At 66.3% G+C, this 17,411-nt stretch carries 17 protein-coding genes; 4 read left to right on the top strand and 13 right to left on the bottom strand.

Going from position 1 to position 17,411, the window contains the following annotated elements:
- Positions 1-86 precede the first annotated feature (86 nt).
- From NED98_RS04365 to NED98_RS04315, 11 genes are all read right to left on the bottom strand, one after another.
- A complete protein-coding gene (locus tag NED98_RS04365; protein WP_432423291.1) occupies positions 87-671 on the bottom strand; it encodes a CC0125/CC1285 family lipoprotein in 585 nt (194 codons plus the stop codon).
- A gap of 197 nt (positions 672-868) precedes the next feature.
- The gene (locus NED98_RS04360) at positions 869-3,808 is read right to left on the bottom strand and encodes a TonB-dependent receptor plug domain-containing protein (RefSeq protein ID WP_265268466.1); all 2,940 of its coding nucleotides are present in this window, start codon (positions 3,806-3,808) and stop codon (positions 869-871) included.
- A gap of 236 nt (positions 3,809-4,044) precedes the next feature.
- Positions 4,045-4,605, bottom strand: coding sequence for a CHAP domain-containing protein (locus NED98_RS04355; RefSeq protein ID WP_284698832.1), 561 nt, complete (start codon positions 4,603-4,605; stop codon positions 4,045-4,047).
- Positions 4,606-4,762: 157 nt separating this feature from the next.
- On the bottom strand, positions 4,763-5,617 hold the full coding sequence (locus NED98_RS04350; protein ID WP_179511622.1) for an AAA family ATPase: 855 nt from the start codon (positions 5,615-5,617) through the stop codon (positions 4,763-4,765).
- A 44-nt stretch (positions 5,618-5,661) separates the two neighbouring features.
- A complete protein-coding gene (locus tag NED98_RS04345) occupies positions 5,662-6,462 on the bottom strand; it encodes a TrmH family RNA methyltransferase (RefSeq protein ID WP_265268468.1) in 801 nt (266 codons plus the stop codon).
- A gap of 136 nt (positions 6,463-6,598) precedes the next feature.
- Positions 6,599-6,868 (bottom strand): HPr family phosphocarrier protein, encoded by a 270-nt coding sequence (locus NED98_RS04340; RefSeq protein WP_179511620.1) that lies wholly within the window; start codon positions 6,866-6,868, stop codon positions 6,599-6,601.
- The gene (locus tag NED98_RS04335) at positions 6,865-7,293 is read right to left on the bottom strand and encodes a PTS sugar transporter subunit IIA (RefSeq protein ID WP_179511619.1); all 429 of its coding nucleotides are present in this window, start codon (positions 7,291-7,293) and stop codon (positions 6,865-6,867) included. The genes NED98_RS04340 and NED98_RS04335 overlap by 4 nt, the downstream gene beginning before the upstream one ends.
- On the bottom strand, positions 7,290-8,204 hold the full coding sequence (gene rapZ / locus NED98_RS04330) for an RNase adapter RapZ (RefSeq protein ID WP_265268469.1): 915 nt from the start codon (positions 8,202-8,204) through the stop codon (positions 7,290-7,292). Before rapZ ends, NED98_RS04335 begins: the two co-directional genes overlap by 4 nt.
- Positions 8,201-8,620: an HPr kinase/phosphorylase gene (locus NED98_RS04325; RefSeq protein ID WP_265268470.1), complete on the bottom strand. Its 420-nt coding sequence runs from the start codon at positions 8,618-8,620 to the stop codon at positions 8,201-8,203. The genes rapZ and NED98_RS04325 overlap by 4 nt, the downstream gene beginning before the upstream one ends.
- Entirely contained in the window at positions 8,617-10,188 is a 1,572-nt protein-coding gene (locus NED98_RS04320) for a sensor histidine kinase (RefSeq protein WP_265312055.1), read from the bottom strand. Before NED98_RS04320 ends, NED98_RS04325 begins: the two co-directional genes overlap by 4 nt.
- A complete protein-coding gene (locus NED98_RS04315; protein WP_179511615.1) occupies positions 10,157-10,864 on the bottom strand; it encodes a response regulator transcription factor in 708 nt (235 codons plus the stop codon). The genes NED98_RS04320 and NED98_RS04315 overlap by 32 nt, the downstream gene beginning before the upstream one ends.
- A 121-nt stretch (positions 10,865-10,985) precedes the next feature.
- Here NED98_RS04315 and NED98_RS04310 point away from each other — a divergent pair, with 121 nt between their 5' ends.
- Together NED98_RS04310 and NED98_RS04305 are read left to right on the top strand one after the other, a co-directional pair.
- Entirely contained in the window at positions 10,986-12,596 is a 1,611-nt protein-coding gene (locus NED98_RS04310) for a phosphoenolpyruvate carboxykinase (RefSeq protein ID WP_284699408.1), read from the top strand.
- Positions 12,597-12,665: 69 nt separating this feature from the next.
- Positions 12,666-13,001, top strand: coding sequence for a hypothetical protein (locus NED98_RS04305; RefSeq protein ID WP_179511613.1), 336 nt, complete (start codon positions 12,666-12,668; stop codon positions 12,999-13,001).
- Between the two features lie 106 nt (positions 13,002-13,107).
- Here the strand turns inward: NED98_RS04305 and NED98_RS04300 are convergent, their stop codons facing one another.
- Positions 13,108-13,575 (bottom strand): NfeD family protein, encoded by a 468-nt coding sequence (locus NED98_RS04300; RefSeq protein WP_265312053.1) that lies wholly within the window; start codon positions 13,573-13,575, stop codon positions 13,108-13,110.
- The gene (locus NED98_RS04295; RefSeq protein ID WP_265268474.1) at positions 13,575-14,573 is read right to left on the bottom strand and encodes an SPFH domain-containing protein; all 999 of its coding nucleotides are present in this window, start codon (positions 14,571-14,573) and stop codon (positions 13,575-13,577) included. Before NED98_RS04295 ends, NED98_RS04300 begins: the two co-directional genes overlap by 1 nt.
- Before the next feature lie 184 nt (positions 14,574-14,757).
- Between NED98_RS04295 and guaB the strand changes: the two genes are divergently transcribed.
- Both guaB and NED98_RS04285 read left to right on the top strand, forming a co-directional pair.
- Positions 14,758-16,215, top strand: coding sequence for an IMP dehydrogenase (guaB, locus tag NED98_RS04290; protein ID WP_265268475.1), 1,458 nt, complete (start codon positions 14,758-14,760; stop codon positions 16,213-16,215).
- Positions 16,212-17,387, top strand: a complete 1,176-nt coding sequence (locus tag NED98_RS04285; RefSeq protein ID WP_265312052.1) for an RsmB/NOP family class I SAM-dependent RNA methyltransferase — start codon at positions 16,212-16,214, stop codon at positions 17,385-17,387. Before guaB ends, NED98_RS04285 begins: the two co-directional genes overlap by 4 nt.
- Positions 17,388-17,411 lie beyond the last annotated feature (24 nt).

Raw genomic sequence — 17,411 nt, 5'->3', positions numbered from 1 at the left:
GCCCCTCCCCTGAAGGGGAGAGGCTATTAAAATAGCGGCCGGATCGCGATGATCCGGCCGCTTTTCGTTTACCGCGATATCGTCGCTCAGGACTTGGGCATCACCACCGTCGGCCCGATCCGGTCGGCAACGTCGCGTGCGTTGAAGGCGCGGACTTCGTCCTTCGCGGGGGTCCCCTTGCGCATCACGATTTCCGCCGACGCTTCGTAGCGATCGACCGTGCGCACATCGATATTGTTGCCCCAGAAGGGATCGCCCCACCACGGATCCCAGGCGCGCCAGCCGAACCCGCGCCCGTAATAGCGCCACGACGGCCCCCAGCCACCGCCCCAGCCGCCGCCCCAACCCGGCCCGGGGGTCGAATAGGTCTGCGCCTGGCGGTCGGTCGAACGATCGACCATGACGAAATAATCATAGCCGTTCTGCAACGTGAGCTGCGCCGCACGGAACAGCAGATAGCGTTCGACGGTGTCGCGATCGGTTACGGTATTGCCGGCGAAGGTCACCAGCCAGCGGTCGGCCTCGACCTGCCGTTCGCTATAGCCGGTGCGGTAGAAGCCCTTGCCGGTGGCGGGACGATAGGTCGTCTCGGTCGCACACCCGCTGACCAGCAGCGCGCCCGACGCGATCGCCGTGAACAGCAAACCGCGACGTTTGAGGTTTCTCATCATTGTCTTTCTCCGTGTCCGCCTTGCCGACGGTTACCGCGACCATAAGCCATGCCGACGAAACGTGCGATGAACGCGGCAGTTTCATCGCGCGAAACGGGGACGGATGCGAAACATTTTTTGTTTCCGTGGGCGGCGGGCACGAAAAAGGGGCGCCGCGATCGCGACGCCCCCGATGAAGTTTATCGCTGTGGCGCTTGTCAGAACTTCAGGCGCGCACCGACGGTGAACGACCGCCCGATCACGTCGTAGATGGTCGGGAAGGTGTTGCCGCCGTTGAAGGTCGTCCCGCCAACGCCGTTGCCGACGAGCGGCGGCTGCTTGTTGAACAGGTTGTTGACCGTCAGCGACAGTTCCAGATTTTCGGTCGGGCTCACGCGGGTGGCCAGATCGAAATAATTGTACGCCGGAATGCGGCTGAACTCCGGACGGATACCCGTCACGCCCGGCTCAAGCGACACGCTGCCGACATGGGTCCAGAGCAACGACACGTCGAAATTCTCGGTGCCGTAGCCGAGACGGCCAACCCAACGCCACTTGGCGCGCGGATTGGTGCAGCCGCCCGAGCTGTAATAAGCGGTGCAGTTGCGGTTGATCGAGTTCGGCGTCGCCTGGAAGCGATAATAGTTCAGCAGCGTGCCGTTCATGCTGAACGTCAGGTTGCCGGGGACGTTGACGCCGAGATCGTCCATCCGCAGGCGCTGGTTGACCCCGAAGTCCCAGCCCGCCGTCTCGATGACGCCGAGGTTGGAGTAGGTGAGGATCACGCCCGGGGTTTCGCCCGCGCCGTTCAGCGAGCCGGTCAGCGGGTTACGCTTAATGAGCTGGCAGAAGGCGTTATAGCTGAAGCCCGGGTTGAGCGCCGCCGAATAGCAGCCGTTCAGGATGTCCGCCTGTGCCGGCTGGGTGATCGCGTCGCGGATCTTGATGTGGAAATAATCCACGGTCAGCGAGAAGCCCGGCAGGAACGACGGGGTCAGCGCGGTGCCGAACGTATAGGTGCGCGCGCGCTCCACGTTCAGGTTGCGGTTGCCCGAGGTGGTGTTGTTGATCTGGTTCGAGGTCGGGCTCGGAATCTGCCCGATCGTCGATGCCGGCGCGCCCGTTGCGACGCAGAGCGCCGCGAGACCGCCCGTCACGTTGCCCACGCACGGATCGATCGTGAGGTTGCCGAGGCTTTGCACCGGCGACTGGTACAGTTCCTGGATGTTCGGCGAGCGCACCGCGACCGAATAGGTGCCGCGGAACTTGAAGCCCTGATAGGGTTCCCAGGTGCCGCCGACCTTCCACGTCGTGCTGCCGCCCGTCGTGGTATAATCGGAATAGCGGATGCCCGCTTCAACGCCGAGGCGATAGAAGAACGGCTTGTCCTCGATCAGCGGCGCGTTGATTTCGCCGTACACTTCCTTGACGCTGTACTGACCGAAGTCCGGCGGGGTCCGCGCGCCGGTGCCGAGCACCTCGCCCTGGATCTGCGACGCGCTGTCCGGCATGCTGCGGGCGGAGATCTTGCGATATTCGCCGCCGATCGCGAAGCCGATCTTGTGGTCGGCGAGCGGCACGGTGAACAGGTCGCCGGTGATCGTGCCGGTGATGACGGTCTGCTGGACCTTGCGGTTGATCAGCGCGCTCAGATCGATGAACGCCACCTGCTGCGGGGTGATGCTGCCGTTCGGGCCGAACAGGTTGAGCGGGACGCAGCCGTTGCTCGGATCGGCGCAGACGAAGTTGCCGTTCTTGTCCTTGTAGGCGCGCAGCGCCTGCTGGACCTTGCTGAACGAGCCCCAATGTTCGCGGGTCTGGTTCTGCGTCGTTTCGCCATATTGCGCCGACACGTCATAGCGCAGCGAATCGATGATCGAGCCGCGGAAGCCGCCCATCACCTGGAACATCTGCGATTCGATCGGGTTGCCGCGCGCGCCCATCTCGGTGATGCGGCGCTGGGCCACGACCGGGATCTCGCGATAGCCGGCGGTGCCCGGACCACCCTGAACCGCCGCCGCGGTGGCGCAATCGGTCGCCGAAATGCCCGACGCCGAGCAAAGCTGACCGAGGATGCCCGCGGGCAGATACGGGTTGTTCAGCGCGAGCTGATAGGTGTTGCCGAACGTGCCCGACGAGGCGAGCTGCAGACGGACCTTGTTCCGGTTGAACATCGCGGTCGAGTAGAACTCGATGCCGTCGCTGATCTCGTAGCGGCCCGACGCATAGACGTTGATGCGATCGAGCGGCGTCTGGAAATAGGTGCCGATGTTCGAGTTGAACGTATCCGACGCGGTGGCGGGCTGAAGCAGGCCGGTGGTCGGGTTGACCACGGCGCCGAACGAGCTCGCCGGAATGCCGAGCTTCGCGTTGCTCGGCGCGCCGAAGATCGTGACCTGCGCGGCGGTCGCGCCCGAGAACTGGCCGGTGACCGAGCTGATCGGATAGGCGCCGATGCTGCGCGCGGTGGTGAGCAGCGGATCGGCCTTGGTGTAGCCGACGCTCAGCACGACATTGCCGCGATCGTCGTCAAACGACGCGCCGACCACGACGTCCGCCTTGAAGCGGGTGGCATCGCCCTTTTCGGAGAAGCGATAGTTGGCGGTGGCGGTGAGGCCCTTGAAATCGCGCTTGGTGATGAAGTTCACCACGCCGGCGACCGCGTCCGCGCCATAGGTCGACGATGCGCCGCCCGTCAGCGTGTCGACGCGCTCGATCAGCGCGACCGGGATGTTGTTGGTGTCGGTGAGGCCGTCGAGGCCGAACGGCACCAGGCGGCGGCCGTCGAGCAGCACCAGCGTGCGGTTCGCGCCGATGCCGCGCAGTTCGAGCGTCGCCGAACCGTCGCCACCGTTATTCACGCCCGGGCCGATGTTCGGACGAAGCGCCGGCATATCGCGCAGCAATTCTTCGGCGGTGGCGGGCTGACGGAGCTGGATGTCCTTGGCGGAGATGACGCTGACCGGGCTGGAGCTCGCCAGATCCGGGCGCACGATGCGCGAGCCGGTGACGACCACTTCGGCGGTGTCGGCTGCGGCGGTCTTTTCCGGAGTCTGCGGCGCTTCCTGCGCCACGGCCTGCGTCGCGGCGATAGTACCAAGGCTGAGCGCAAGAACGCCAAGCGCGCTCGATCGCATGATATCGATACGTAGTCTCATCGATTTCCCCCTCATGCCCGCGCGATTATGGGATTGTGAGAACGCGCGGGTACGCGGTCTCTCGCGGCAAGCGGGGCTATCGACAATCCAATTATTTCAATCTTGTAATTTTATGGGACCAATGTGGCCTTAATGTTACAATACGACAAGATTATTGCCGGATTTCGCCGCGCGGCATCGCGCACGGGTGCGCTATGCCCATGTTTCAGAATAGCAATATTGTTGCAAGAGCGCGTTTAGCGCGCCTCGTGTCCCGCATCGGGCACATAAGCGTCGATCAGCGCGCCGACATAGTCCGGATTGTGCGCGGTCAGCTCGGGGGAGGGGCGGCCGGGGGCGTAGATGAAGCCGTTCACGTCGTAGATCGTCCCGCCCAGTCCGTCCGAATCGCGATACCAGACCTTCACCTCGCTCCAGTCGTTGCGCGGCGAGACGTCGTACAAGGTGACATCCTGTTCGGCATGGCCGCGCGCGCCGTTGACGCGCGACCAATTGGCGTGGGTGAGCATCAGCACGCGCTTCTCGACGATCCGGCTGACCACCGCGACATGCCCGAGCGGCAGGCGCGACTGTTTGGCGAAGGCGATCACCGCGCCGACCCGCGGGACATGACCGCGCGGATATTTGCCGTCGGCCTGATCCCACCACGTCCAGGCATCGCCGTAAATCTGGATGCCGGAGGCGGCGCGCGCGAACGGCACGCATTGCCCGACATAGTCGAGCAGCGACCCCGCGCTGGCCGGCGCGACGCCGAACAGCGCCGCCACGCCGGCGACCCCAATGGCGAAACGTTTCAACACGACACCGCCCCTCAGCGCGAACTCGTCAGGGAATGGTTGCCGGAAATGACTAACAATTGGTTAGCACATCGTCATCCCGGCCTTGAGCCGGGATTCGTCAAGCGTCACAACCTCTTGATGGACCCCGGCTCAAGGCCGGGTGACGGTCGTTGCGCTACGGCCGGTTGGCCTGCCGCTTGGCCATGAACGCCAGCCGCTCGAACAGCATCACGTCCTGCTCGTTCTTGAGCAGCGCGCCGTGGAGCGGGGGGATCGCCTTGGTCGGATCGCGGTTCTGCAGCACGTCGAGCGGCATATCTTCGTGGAGCAGCAGCTTGAGCCAGTCGAGCAATTCGCTGGTCGACGGTTTCTTCTTGAGGCCGGGCACTTCACGCACCTCGTAGAAGATATCCATCGCGCGCGAGACGAGCATTTTCTGGATGCCGGGGAAGTGGACGTCGACGATCGCCTGCATCGTCTCGCGATCGGGGAATTTGATATAATGGAAGAAGCAGCGGCGCAGGAACGCGTCGGGCAATTCCTTCTCGTTGTTCGAGGTGATGACGACGATCGGGCGTTCGGCGGCGTGGATCGTTTCCTTCGTTTCGTAAACGTGGAATTCCATCCGATCGAGTTCCTGCAACAGATCGTTGGGGAATTCGATATCGGCCTTGTCGATCTCGTCGATCAGCAGAACGGGAAGCTGCGGCGAGGTGAACGCCTCCCACAATTTGCCCTTGCGGATATAGTTGGAAATGTCGTGGACGCGCTCGTCGCCGAGTTGGCCGTCGCGCAGCCGCGCGACCGCGTCATATTCGTAGAGGCCTTGCTGCGCCTTGGTGGTCGACTTGACGTTCCACTCGATCAGCGGCGCGCCGGTCGCCTTGGCAATCTCATAAGCGAGTACGGTCTTGCCGGTGCCGGGCTCGCCCTTCACCAGCAGCGGGCGACGGAGCATCACCGCGGCGTTGACCGCGACCTTCAGATCCTCGGTCGCGACATAGCTCTGCGTGCCCTCGAAGCGCTTCATGCCCTCATCCCGTACTTTTCCAAAACCCGGTATGGCGATAGCGGCTATCCGCGCTGGCTGGCAAGCACCTGATAGGCCATCACCGCGGTCGCGACGGCGGCGTTGAGGCTGTCGGCCTTGCCGAGCATCGGCAGTTTGACCAAAAGGTCGCATGCCGCCTCGTAGTCCTCGGGCAGCCCTTGCGCCTCGTTGCCGGTGAGCAGGAAGGTGGGGGCAGGGTAGGCGGGCTCGCGATAATCATGCTCGGTCTGGAGGCTGAGCCCGACCAATGTGCCCGGCCCGGTGCGCAGCCAGGCGAGGAAGGCGTCCCAGTCGCTACGCACGACGGGGACGGTGAACAGCGCGCCCATGCTCGCGCGCACCGCCTCGACCGAAAAGGGATCGACGCAATCGCCGATCAGGATCAGCCCGCCCGCGCCGACCGCATCGCCGGTCCGCAGGATCGTCCCGAGATTGCCCGGATCGCGCAGCCGCTCGGCGACCAGCCAGATCCCGGCCTTCGATCGATCGAGCGTGTCGAGCGGGGTGGCGAATTCGTCGAACACCCCGACCACCGCCTGCGGATTATCCTTGCCGGAGAGTTTCGAGAGGATATCCGGCGTAGTCTCGATCGCCTCGCCGCCCGCGCCCTCGACCGCCGCGATCAGTCGCTCGACCAACGGGTGATGCGCGCTCGCGGCGGCGAAGAACAGCAGCCGCGGGATGCGCCCGGTTTCATGTGCTTCGGTGAGGATGCGCAGCCCTTCGGCGAGGAACTGGCGCGATTCGCGGCGGTGGCGCTTGTCGCGCAGATCGCGGACATGCTTCACCAGCGGGTTGGAATAAGCGGTGATCTGGCGGGGCATCAGGAGCCTAGCACGCCTTGCCCGAAATATGATCCGCCCCGGCGAAGGCCGGGGTCCAGCATCGGGCCGGTCGCAGCTGGACCCCGGCCTTCGCCGGGGTGGAAACGTCAGCGGTTCCGATTTTTCGCACGACGCCTCAATCCTCGCCGAACTTGGCCTCGACGAGATCGCACATCGCCGCGACCACCTGTTCGGCGCCGTCGCCGGCCGCGCTGATCACGATCGTGTCGCCCATCGCCGCGCCGAGCATCATCAGCCCCATGATCGACGTCCCGGTGACGCTCGACGCGCCCTTGGCGACCTGCACCTGGATCGGCTGGGTCGAGGCGAGGGTAACGAATTTCGCGCTGGCGCGGGCGTGGAGGCCGCGCCGGTTGGTGATCTGTACCTCGCGCGAAACCGTCACGCAGCGGCCTCGCCGAGCACTTCCGAGGCGACCGAGATATATTTCCGCCCCGCCTCGCGCGCGGCGGCGACCGCGGCCACCACCGTCATCGCCTTGCGCGCGGATTCGAGCCGGATCAGCATCGGCAGGTTGATCCCCGCGATCACCTCGACCCGGCCACGCTCCATCAGCGAGATGGCGAGGTTGGACGGGGTGCCGCCGAACAGATCGGTCAGCACGATCACGCCGCGGCCGCCGTCGACCGCCGCGATCGCCGCACGGATATCGGCGCGACGCGCCTCCATATCGTCATCGGGCCCGATGGCGACGGTCCGCACCTGCTTCTGCGGCCCGACGACATGTTCCATCGCGGTGACGAATTCATCCGCAAGGCGCCCGTGCGTTACAAGCACCAGGCCGATTAATTGCTTACTAAGGTCGTTCATTGCCCGATCGGCTGTCCTTCAAGCGCATCCTGCGGCGCTGCCGCGAGGTCACGATGGGCGACCGTGGGCGAAAATCCCGCATTACGCAACCGCCCTGCGACCCGCTCCGCGACATGGACCGAACGGTGTCTCCCGCCGGTACAACCAAATGCGATGGTTACATAGGATTTCCCCTCCGCAATGTAACGGGGGACGAGCAGCAGCAACAATTCCTCTATCCGCCCCACGGCATCGGCATAGGCCGGATCGCTCGCCACATAAGCGGCGACATCGGGGTCGAGCCCGGTGCCGGGGCGCAGCGCCGGATCCCAATGCGGATTGCGCAGGAAACGCATGTCGAACACCAGATCGGCGTCGCTCGGCAGCCCGCGCGCGAAGCCGAACGACACCACCGAGAGGATCGTCTCGCCCAGCCCCCCGCGCGAGAAAGCCGCGCGAATCTGCTGCGCGAGCGCGTGCGAATTGAATCGGCTGGTGTCGATCAGCCGATTGGCCCAGCGCTTGAGCGGGGCGAGCAGTTCGCGCTCGCGCTCGATCCCGTCGCGCGCCGGGCGATCCTGCGCCAGCGGGTGACGACGCCGCGTTTCGTCGTAGCGCCGCGCCAGTTCGTCCGAATCGCATTCGAGGAACAAGGTGCCGATCTCGAACCGGCCCTTGGCGCGGAGCCGCTCGACCTGCGCCACCACCTGATCGGCGTCGAAATCGCGTGTCCGTGCGCCGATGCCTAGCGCGAGCGGGCGCGCCATACCCTCGCTCCCCTCGGGCGGCAGCGCGTTGAGCAGCCGGTCGAGCAGCGAGAGCGGCAGATTGTCGACCACCTCCCAGCCGAGATCTTCGAGCGTTTTGAGCACGGTGGACTTGCCGGCGCCGGACATGCCGGTGACGAGCAGAATCTCGGGAGGGGGGTTCACATTTCTATCCGGCGCATGGCGAGTTCGACCTTGATCGCGGCCGATAGCTCGAACGGGTCGAGCGCGATAGCCGGAACCGCGCGACCGGCGAGGACATGGGTGCGCGGCTCCGGCATCCGCTCGACCGGCACGTCGAGCAAAACGACGAGCGCGACCGGGGCGGCGGCGAGGTGCGGCAGGTCGACGATGCCGAGCCCGCGCACCTCGATCTGCCCGGCGATCGTCGCCGGCGGGGTGGCGATCAGTTCGTCGGGGGTGGGGGTCACGTCGGTATAATCGTCCGACACCAGCATCGCGCCGCGATCGATCAGCCGCAGCGCCAGATCGGACTTGCCCGCCCCCGACGGCCCCATCAGCAGCACCGCGCGCCCGGCGATCGCCACCGTCGACGCGTGGACGGTTTCGCGGCCGCTCATCGTTTCGCGCCAAAGGCGAGCGGGAGGCGGACGACGAAACGCGCGCCGCTCAGCCGGTCCTCGCGCGCCTGGACGCTGATCGTGCCCGAATGCGCCTCGACGATCGTTCGCGCGATCGCCAGGCCCAGCCCCGAATGCTGGCCGAACGCCTCGTCCTGCGGGCGGATCGACTGGAAGCGGCGGAAGATCGCCTCGCGCGCATCCTCCGGCACGCCGGGGCCTTCGTCCTCGACCCGTACCTCGAGCATCCCGTCGATCGGATGCGCCGCGATCGCGATCAGCCCGCCGTCAGGGGAGAAGGAGAGGGCGTTGTCGATCAGATTCTCGAATACGCGCTCCAGCCGCGCGCCTTCGCCCGCGGCGATCAGCGATTCGCCCTGGATGCGGTCGAAATGGATGCGGACATCGCGCTCGATCCCGCGTTCGCGGCGCTGGGTGATCATCCCGTCGATCATCGCGCCGATATCGACCGGCTCGAATTTGGCACGGCTCAGCTGGGCGTCGAGCCGCGATGCTTCGGAGATGTCGCTGATCAGGCGGTCGAGCCGATGCACGTCGTCGCGGACGATCGCCAGCAGACGCTCCTGCAACGTGGGATCCTTGACGTGACCGAGCCCGTCGACCGCCGACCGCAGCGAGGCGAGCGGGTTCTTGAGCTCGTGGGTGACATCGGCGGCGAACGCCTCGGTCGCGTCGATCCGCGCGCGCAGCGCGAGGCTCATGTCGGACAAGGCACGCGCGAGCATCCCGATCTCGTCCTTGCGCGCCGGAAGCCGCGGCACGACCACCTCGCGCGCGCGGCCGAGCCGGACGCGCACTGCCGCGCGCGCCAGCCGCCGCAACGGCCGCACGATCGTCCGCGCGAGGAACAGCGAGAGCAGGATCGAGACGATCGTCACTGTCAGCAGCACGAGGCTGAGCCGATAGCGCTCGATCCGCACTGTCTGGGTGATGTCGCGCGCATTGACCGCGGTGAGCACCGCTACCCCGTCGAGCAGCGGCGCGGCGGCGGTGATCACCGGTGTGCGATCGGGCGCGCGCCACACGGTCGCGGCGGCATGCCCCGATTGCGCGGTGAGCACATCGGGCCAGTCGCGGCCGTTGCTGCGCTCGCGATAAAGCGGCGGGCGGACGGCGCCGACCACCGTATCGATCCCGGCATCGAGCAGCCGCGCGATCTCTTGCCCGCGCCCGTCCTTGTCGGGATCGTGGAGCTGGAAGTTGTGCCGGCCGAGCGCGCGGCTGTCGACGATCAATTTGCCGTCGGGGCCGTAGAGCCGGATGCGCGTGCCCGTATCGCGCGCGAGCTGCTCGATCAGCGGGTTGCGCAGATCGGGAGTGACCGTCTGGAGCGCCTCGGCGATGAGTCGCGCCTCGCGCATCGCCTGTTCGGTGCGATTGTCGACGATGCGGGCGCGATACGAGTCGAGGTAGAAGAATCCCCCCGCCAGCAGCAGCAGCGCGAAGATATTCACCGCAAGAATCCGGCGGGTCAGCGAAACCCGGCCGGACCAACGCAGCGCTAGATCGCTGCCCTCATTCCTCGGAGAAACGATATCCGGCGCCATAGAGCGTCTCTATCGCATCGAATTCGGAATCGACCTCGCGGAATTTCCGCCGGACGCGCTTGATGTGCGAATCGATCGTGCGGTCGTCGACGTAAATGTCGTCCTGATAGGCGGCATCCATCAGCTGATTGCGGGTGCGCACGATCCCCGGCCGCTGGGCCAGAGTCTCAAGGATCAAGAATTCGGTGACGGTGAGCGTCACCGGATTGCCCGCCCAGGTAACGCGGTGGCGCGCCGGGTCCATCACCAGCCGGCCACGTTCCAACGGCCCCTGCGCCTCCTCCGCCTCGGCACCTTCGGGCGCCTGCGCCAGTTCGGCGCGGCGCAGGATCGCACGGATGCGCGCGATCAGCAGGCGCTGGCTGAACGGTTTGGCGATATAATCGTCCGCGCCCATCGCGAGGCCGAGCGCCTCGTCCAGCTCATCGTCCTTACTTGTCAGGAAGATAACGGGAATCTGGCTCTTCTCGCGGAGCCGGCGCAGCAGCTCCAGCCCGTCCATCCGCGGCATCTTGATATCGAAGATGGCGAGATCGGGCGGGTTCTCGATCAATGCCTTGAGCGCGGTCTCCCCGTCCGAATAGACACGGGTGAGGAAGCCCTCCGTCTGAAGCGCGATCGAGACCGAGGTCAGAATGTTCCGGTCGTCGTCGACGAGCGCGATCGTTGCCGTCATGTGTCATCGACTAGTCCAAACACGGAACAGGCTCAATGCCGCATCGTTTGACGCGGGCAAGCGCTGATCCTATGCGAAATGAGTGCCCTGAAAGGGAAGTCCTTAGGTTTTTAGGGGAAGAATGGTGAGCGATCGTATTCCGGCTTCGGGCCTCGAGGCGCAGGGAATTGAGACGCGCGCGACGTTGCACTGGAATCTGGTGACCGCGCAGCTGGTGGAAACCGCGGTGGCGCGTGGCGAGGGCCGTCTGGCCGCCGACGGCCCGCTGGTGGTCGAGACGGGGCCGCATACCGGCCGCTCGGCGCAGGACAAGTTCATCGTCAAGGATGCCGAAACCGCCGACACGGTGTGGTGGGGCAAGAGCAACAAGGCGATGGAGCCGGCGCATTTCGCCGCGCTCAAGGCCGATTTCCTTGCCGCGCTGGGCGAGAAGAAGGATCTGTTCGTCCAGGACCTCTACGGCGGCTCGCAGCCGCAATATCGCGTCCGCGTCCGCGTCATCAACGAGTTGGCGTGGCACAATCTGTTCATCCGCACGATGCTCGTCCGCCCCGAGGCGCATGAGCTCAAGGGCTTCGAGGCCGATTACACGATCATCGATCTGCCCAGCTTCCGTGCCGATCCCGCGCGGCACGGCACGCGTTCGGAGACGGTGATCGCGGTCAATTTCACCGAGAAGCTGATCCTGATCGGCGGCACCCGCTACGGCGGCGAGATGAAGAAATCGGTGTTCGGGCTGCTCAACTATCTGCTCCCGCCGCAGGGCGTGATGCCGATGCATTGCTCGGCCAATATGGGCGCCGACGGCTCGACCGCGGTGTTCTTCGGGCTGTCGGGCACCGGCAAGACGACGCTGTCGGCCGATGCCAGCCGCACGCTGATCGGCGACGACGAGCACGGCTGGTCGGATACCGCGGTGTTCAACTTCGAGGGCGGCTGCTACGCCAAGATGATCCGCCTGTCGGCAGAGGCCGAGCCGGAAATCTTCGCCACCACCAAGCGCTTCGGCACCGTTCTTGAGAATGTGGTGATGGATCCGGAGGCGCGGACGCTCGATCTCGACGACGCGACGCTCGCCGAGAACAGCCGCGGCGCCTATCCGATCGATTTCATCCCCAACGCCTCCAAGGAGAATATGGGGGGCGTGCCCAAGAATATCGTGATGCTGACCGCGGACGCTTATGGCGTGCTGCCGCCGATCGCGAAGTTGACCCCGGATCAGGCGATGTATCACTTCCTCTCGGGCTATACCGCGCGCGTCGCGGGGACCGAGATCGGCGTGACCGAGCCCGATGCGACCTTCTCCACCTGCTTCGGTGCGCCGTTCATGCCGCGTCACCCGTCGGTCTACGGCAATCTGCTCAAGGAGCGGATCGCCAAGGGCGGGGTCGATTGCTGGCTGGTCAACACCGGCTGGACCGGCGGCAAATATGGTGTCGGGAGCCGCATGCCGATCAAGGCGACCCGCGCCTTGCTCAACGCCGCGCTCGACGGCAGCCTCAACAACGCCGAATTCCGCACCGATCCCAATTTCGGCTTCGCGGTGCCGGTGAGCGTGCCGGGGGTCGATGCGGCGATCCTCGATCCGCGCGCGACCTGGCCCAATGCGGCCGATTATGACGCGACCGCGACGAAGCTCGTCGACCTGTTCAACGAGAATTTCGCGCAATTCGTCGATCACGTCGACGATGGCGTCCGCCAGTCCGCGCCGAAGGTTGCGCAGCCGGCCTGATCTCGCTCGCACTCCGGTTGCCCTACTGCTAGAGTGGGGCACCGGGGTATTTTGCGAGGGTTAGACCTTATGGGACTTATCGACACCATCCTGAGCCAGCTCGGCTCGAACGTTGACGTCGCCAATCTGGCCACCAAGGTCGGGCTGCCGCAGGATCAGGTCGAGCAGGCGATCGCCGCGCTGAGCCAGGCGCATACCGAGCCGGGTGACACCGTCGAGGGCGCGGCGCAGACCACGGGGCTGCCCACCGATATTCTCCAGCAGATCGTCGGCCATATCGGCGGCGAAGGCTCGCTCGGCCAGTTCGCGCAGATGATCGGCGCGGCCGGCGGCGGCGGCGCGGAAGGCGAGGGTGGCGCCGGCGGGTTGCTGTCCGGGCTGGCCGGGAAACTGTTCGGCCGCTGATCCGGCTCCCCCTGTGTCCCCGCGAAGGGCTCCCATCAAAGTAATACTTTGATGGGACCCAAGGCGGGGACCCAGTCTGGGTTTCCGCCTTCGCCGGGGTGGTTGCTTATCGGTCGGACCGGTTCTGCTCCAAAGGCTCCAGCCGCAGCACGCCATTCTCGACCGCGACGATCCGCATATGCGTCCCCGCCGCTGCGTCGGGCCCGGTCGCCGGCCAGGTGCCGTCGCCGAGCACCGCGCGGCCGGTGCCGCCGGTGATCGGCTCCGCCACCACGACGATCGCCCCGACGACGCGTGCGGCGCGATCGTTGAGCAGCGGATCGCTCGTCTCGACCGGATAGTCGCGATACCAGCGGCGCCCGATCAGCACCGAAACCACGCTCCACGCGGCGAAACTGCCGCCCTGCACGATCAGTGGCAGATCGGGCAGCACGAAGGTCGCCAGCCCGGTGATCGCCGCCGCGATCGCGAGGAAGATCAGGAACACCCCCGGGATCGCCAGTTCGGCGATTCCCAGAGCGACCGCCGCGACGACCCAGGCCGCCGCGGCGTGATGCGCGAAATCATCGATCATCATTTTTGCTCGGGCGTGCCTTTCACGCGCGGAACGGAACGCTCGCCGGGCAGCGAAGGTGCGCCCGTCGCGGGCGCGGACGGCGCGGCCTGCTGCCCCAGCGCATCGCGCGCCAGCTCACCGATCCCGCCCAGCGTGCCGATCAACTGGGTCGCCTCGACCGGGAACAGGATCGTCTTGGCATTGGTCGAGGTGGCGAACTTGCCGACCGCCTCGACATATTTCTGCGCGATGAAATAGTTGAGCGACTGGCTCGATCCCTTCTCGATCGCATCGGAGACGAGTTCGGTCGCCTTCGCCTCGGCTTCGGCGGCGCGCTCGCGCGCCTCGGCATCGCGGAAGGCGGATTCCCGCCGTCCCTCGGCTTCGAGGATGCGCGCCTGCTTCTGCCCTTCGGCGCGCAGGATTTCGGAGGCGCGCGCGCCCTCGGCGTCGAGGATGTTGGCGCGCTTCTCGCGCTCGGCCTTCATCTGCCGCGCCATCGCATTGACGATATCCTGCGGCGGGCGGATGTCCTTGATCTCGACGCGGGTGATCTTGACCCCCCAGGGCGTCGTCGCGTGATCGACCACCGAGAGCAGCCGGGCGTTGATCTCGTCGCGCTTCGACAGGGTTTCGTCGAGGTCCATCGCGCCCATCACGGTGCGCAAATTGGTCGTGACGAGGTTGAGCAGCGCAACATAGAGATCGCTCACCTCATAGGCCGCCTTGGCCGCATCGAGCACCTGGAAGAACACCACCCCGTCGGTGGAGATCATCGCATTGTCCTTGGTGATGATCTCCTGCCCCGGGATATCGATCACCTGCTCCATCATATTCACCCGCCGCCCGACGCGATAGAAAAACGCCGGGTAGAAATTAAACCCCGGCGCGGCGGTGGTGGTGTAGCGGCCGAAATGTTCGATCGTATATTGATAACCTTGGCGGACGATCTTGATGCTGGTCATCAGGTAGAACAGCACCAATGCGAGCAGCATGAGCGCGGCGGTCGTCGCCATATATCGGGTTTCCTCTCAGGCGTTTCGTTTTCATATAATCATGTGGTGGAGCGCGGCCTAGGGGCGATCCACAGACGGGGTGACGAGGGGAGTCGGCGCAGATCGCGTTGCACCCTAGCGAAACCGTCTCGGTGCGGTTACATGGCCCGCCACTTCCTCCACGCACGCAGGATTCGGCACGCATATGGACATCCGCCTCGGTCTCACTTTCGACGATGTCCTTCTGGTGCCGGGCGAATCGGCCGTGCTGCCGAGCGGCGCCGATACCCGGACCCAAGTGACGCGTGGCATCGCGCTCAATATTCCGATCCTTTCCTCGGCGATGGACACCGTCACCGAAGCGGACATGGCGATCGTCATGGCGCAGCTCGGCGGGCTGGGGGTGCTTCACCGCAACCTGACGGTCGAGGAGCAGGTCGCCGCGGTGCGCCAGGTCAAGCGCTTCGAGAGCGGGATGGTGGTCAACCCGATCACGATCGCCCCCGATGCGCCGCTCGCCGACGCGCAGGCGCTGATGCTCCAGCATCGCATCAGCGGCATCCCGGTGGTGGAGGCCAATGGCAAATTGGTCGGCATCCTCACCAACCGCGACGTGCGGTTCGCCGAAAACCCGCGCCAGCCGGTCAGCGAGCTGATGACGCACGAGAATCTCGCCACGGTGAAGATCGGCGTCGGGCAGGAGGAGGCGCGCCGCCTGCTTCACCAGCGGCGGATCGAGAAACTGCTGGTGGTCGATGACGCTTATCGCTGCGTCGGGCTGATCACGGTCAAGGATATCGAGAAAGCCGTCACCTATCCCGATGCGACCAAGGATGCCGCCGGCCGGCTGCGTGTCGCCGCGGCGACGACGGTGGGCGATAAGGGGTTCGCGCGTACCGAGGCGCTGGTCGATGCCGAATGCGACCTGATCGTGATCGACACCGCGCATGGCCACAACCGCGACGTCGGGCTGGCGGTCGAGCGGGTCAAGAAACTCTCCAACTCGGTCCAGGTCGTCGCGGGCAATGTCGCGACCGGCGAGGCGGCGCGCGCGCTGATCGGTTCGGGCGCAGACGGGATCAAGGTCGGCATCGGGCCGGGGTCGATCTGCACCACGCGGATCGTCGCCGGGGTCGGCGTGCCGCAGCTCACCGCGGTGATGGATTGTGCCGAGGCGGCGGCGAAGGAAGGTGTGCCGGTGATCGCCGACGGAGGGCTGCGCACCTCGGGCGATCTCGCCAAGGCGCTGGCCGCCGGCGCCTCGACCTGCATGGTCGGCTCGCTGCTCGCCGGGACCGAGGAAGCGCCGGGCGAAACCTTCCTTTATCAAGGCCGTGCCTATAAATCCTATCGCGGGATGGGCAGTGTTGGCGCGATGGGCCGCGGCTCGGCCGATCGCTATTTCCAGGGCGATATCAAGGATCAGCTCAAGCTGGTGCCTGAGGGGATCGAGGGGCAGGTGGCCTATAAGGGGCCGGCGCGCGACGTGATCCACCAGCTCGTCGGCGGGATCAAGGCGGCGATGGGCTATACCGGCTCGGCGACGATCCCCGATCTCCAGCGCCGCGCGCAATTCGTCCAGATCACCGGCGCGGGGCTGAAGGAGAGCCACGTCCACGACGTGACGATCACCCGCGAGGCGCCGAACTACCCGACGCGATGACCCCCGGCGCACGCGTTCAGGCGGCGATCGAGCTGCTCGACCAGATCATCGCTGCCGCGCATGAGGGCGGGGCGGCGGCGGACACGATCGTCCAGCGCTATTTCGCGACGCGGCGTTATGCCGGGTCGAAGGATCGGCGCGCGGTGCGCGAGCTGGTGTTCGCCGCGATCCGCGCGTGCGGCGAGGCGCCGGCGACCGGGCGGGCCGCGCTGCTGTTGCTGGCGCGTGATGACAATGCGCTCGCCGCGGCGTTCGACGGGTCGGCGCATGGCCCGGCACCGATCGCGGAGGACGAGCCGGTCGCCGTTGCGGGCAGCGCCCCGGCGTGGCTGGTCGAGCGGATGCACGCGGCTGACCTCAACGACACGGAGATCGCCGCGCTGATTGCGCGCGCACCGCTCGACGTGCGGGTCAACCGGCTGGTGACGACGGTCGAGGCGATCGAGGCGGAAATCCCCGGCGCGGCGCATATCGAGGGATTGCCCGATGCGTTGCGGCTCCCGGCCGGCAGCGATGTCGCGCCGTTCGCCGGCCGCATCGAGGTGCAGGACGCCGGGAGCCAGATCGTTTCGGCTGCGACGCGCGCCGAGCCGGGGATGACGGTGATCGACCTGTGCGCCGGCGCAGGCGGCAAGACGCTGGCGCTCGCCGCGGCGATGCAGAACACCGGGCGGATCATCGCCGCCGACACCGATCGCGCGCGGCTCGGCAAGCTCAAGCCACGTGCCGACGCGGCCGAGGTGACGATCGCCGAGCCGGTGCTGCTCGATCCCGGCCGCGAGTTCGAGGCGCTGACCGAGTGGCGCGGCGCGGCGGACGTGGTGCTGATCGATGCGCCTTGCTCGGGCACCGGCACGTGGCGGCGCAACCCCGAAGCACGCTGGCGGCTGACCCCCGATCGGCTCGCGCGGCTGGTCGAGACGCAGCGGCGGCTGCTCCAGGTCGGCGCCGGGCTGGTCAAGCCCGATGGCGCGCTGGTCTATGTCGTCTGCTCGCTGCTGGACGAGGAAGGCGCGGAGCAGATCGACGCTTTCCGCGCGCGTCATCCGCGCTGGCATGCCGCGCCGCTGGTGCTGCCGGCAGGCCGCGCGCGGGGTGCCGGGGTGCGGCTCACCCCGGCGCATGACGATACCGACGGCTTTTTTGTCGCGCGGCTGAGCGCCCCATGCTAACCCCCGGCGTTGTGCCGAAGCTGG

It is taken from the genome of Sphingomonas lycopersici (assembly GCF_026130605.1).
Taxonomy (GTDB): domain Bacteria; phylum Pseudomonadota; class Alphaproteobacteria; order Sphingomonadales; family Sphingomonadaceae; genus Sphingomonas; species Sphingomonas lycopersici.
Note: the sequence above shows the minus strand (reverse complement) of the source record. Positions and strands in the feature narration are given on the sequence as shown.

Excerpts from the sequence above, each read along its gene's own strand:
- NED98_RS04365 (WP_432423291.1), bottom strand. The coding sequence starts at position 671 with ATGATGAGAAACCTCAAACGTCGCGGTTTGCTGTTCACGGCGATCGCG.
- NED98_RS04360 (WP_265268466.1), bottom strand. The coding sequence starts at position 3,808 with ATGAGACTACGTATCGATATCATGCGATCGAGCGCGCTTGGCGTTCTT.
- NED98_RS04350 (WP_179511622.1), bottom strand. The coding sequence starts at position 5,617 with ATGAAGCGCTTCGAGGGCACGCAGAGCTATGTCGCGACCGAGGATCTG.
- NED98_RS04345 (WP_265268468.1), bottom strand. The coding sequence starts at position 6,462 with ATGCCCCGCCAGATCACCGCTTATTCCAACCCGCTGGTGAAGCATGTC.
- NED98_RS04335 (WP_179511619.1), bottom strand. The coding sequence starts at position 7,293 with ATGAACGACCTTAGTAAGCAATTAATCGGCCTGGTGCTTGTAACGCAC.
- NED98_RS04325 (WP_265268470.1), bottom strand. The coding sequence starts at position 8,620 with ATGAGCGGCCGCGAAACCGTCCACGCGTCGACGGTGGCGATCGCCGGG.
- NED98_RS04320 (WP_265312055.1), bottom strand. The coding sequence starts at position 10,188 with ATGGCGCCGGATATCGTTTCTCCGAGGAATGAGGGCAGCGATCTAGCG.
- NED98_RS04315 (WP_179511615.1), bottom strand. The coding sequence starts at position 10,864 with ATGACGGCAACGATCGCGCTCGTCGACGACGACCGGAACATTCTGACC.
- NED98_RS04310 (WP_284699408.1), top strand. The coding sequence starts at position 10,986 with ATGGTGAGCGATCGTATTCCGGCTTCGGGCCTCGAGGCGCAGGGAATT.
- NED98_RS04305 (WP_179511613.1), top strand. The coding sequence starts at position 12,666 with ATGGGACTTATCGACACCATCCTGAGCCAGCTCGGCTCGAACGTTGAC.
- NED98_RS04300 (WP_265312053.1), bottom strand. The coding sequence starts at position 13,575 with ATGATCGATGATTTCGCGCATCACGCCGCGGCGGCCTGGGTCGTCGCG.
- NED98_RS04295 (WP_265268474.1), bottom strand. The coding sequence starts at position 14,573 with ATGGCGACGACCGCCGCGCTCATGCTGCTCGCATTGGTGCTGTTCTAC.
- guaB (WP_265268475.1), top strand. The coding sequence starts at position 14,758 with ATGGACATCCGCCTCGGTCTCACTTTCGACGATGTCCTTCTGGTGCCG.
- NED98_RS04285 (WP_265312052.1), top strand. The coding sequence starts at position 16,212 with ATGACCCCCGGCGCACGCGTTCAGGCGGCGATCGAGCTGCTCGACCAG.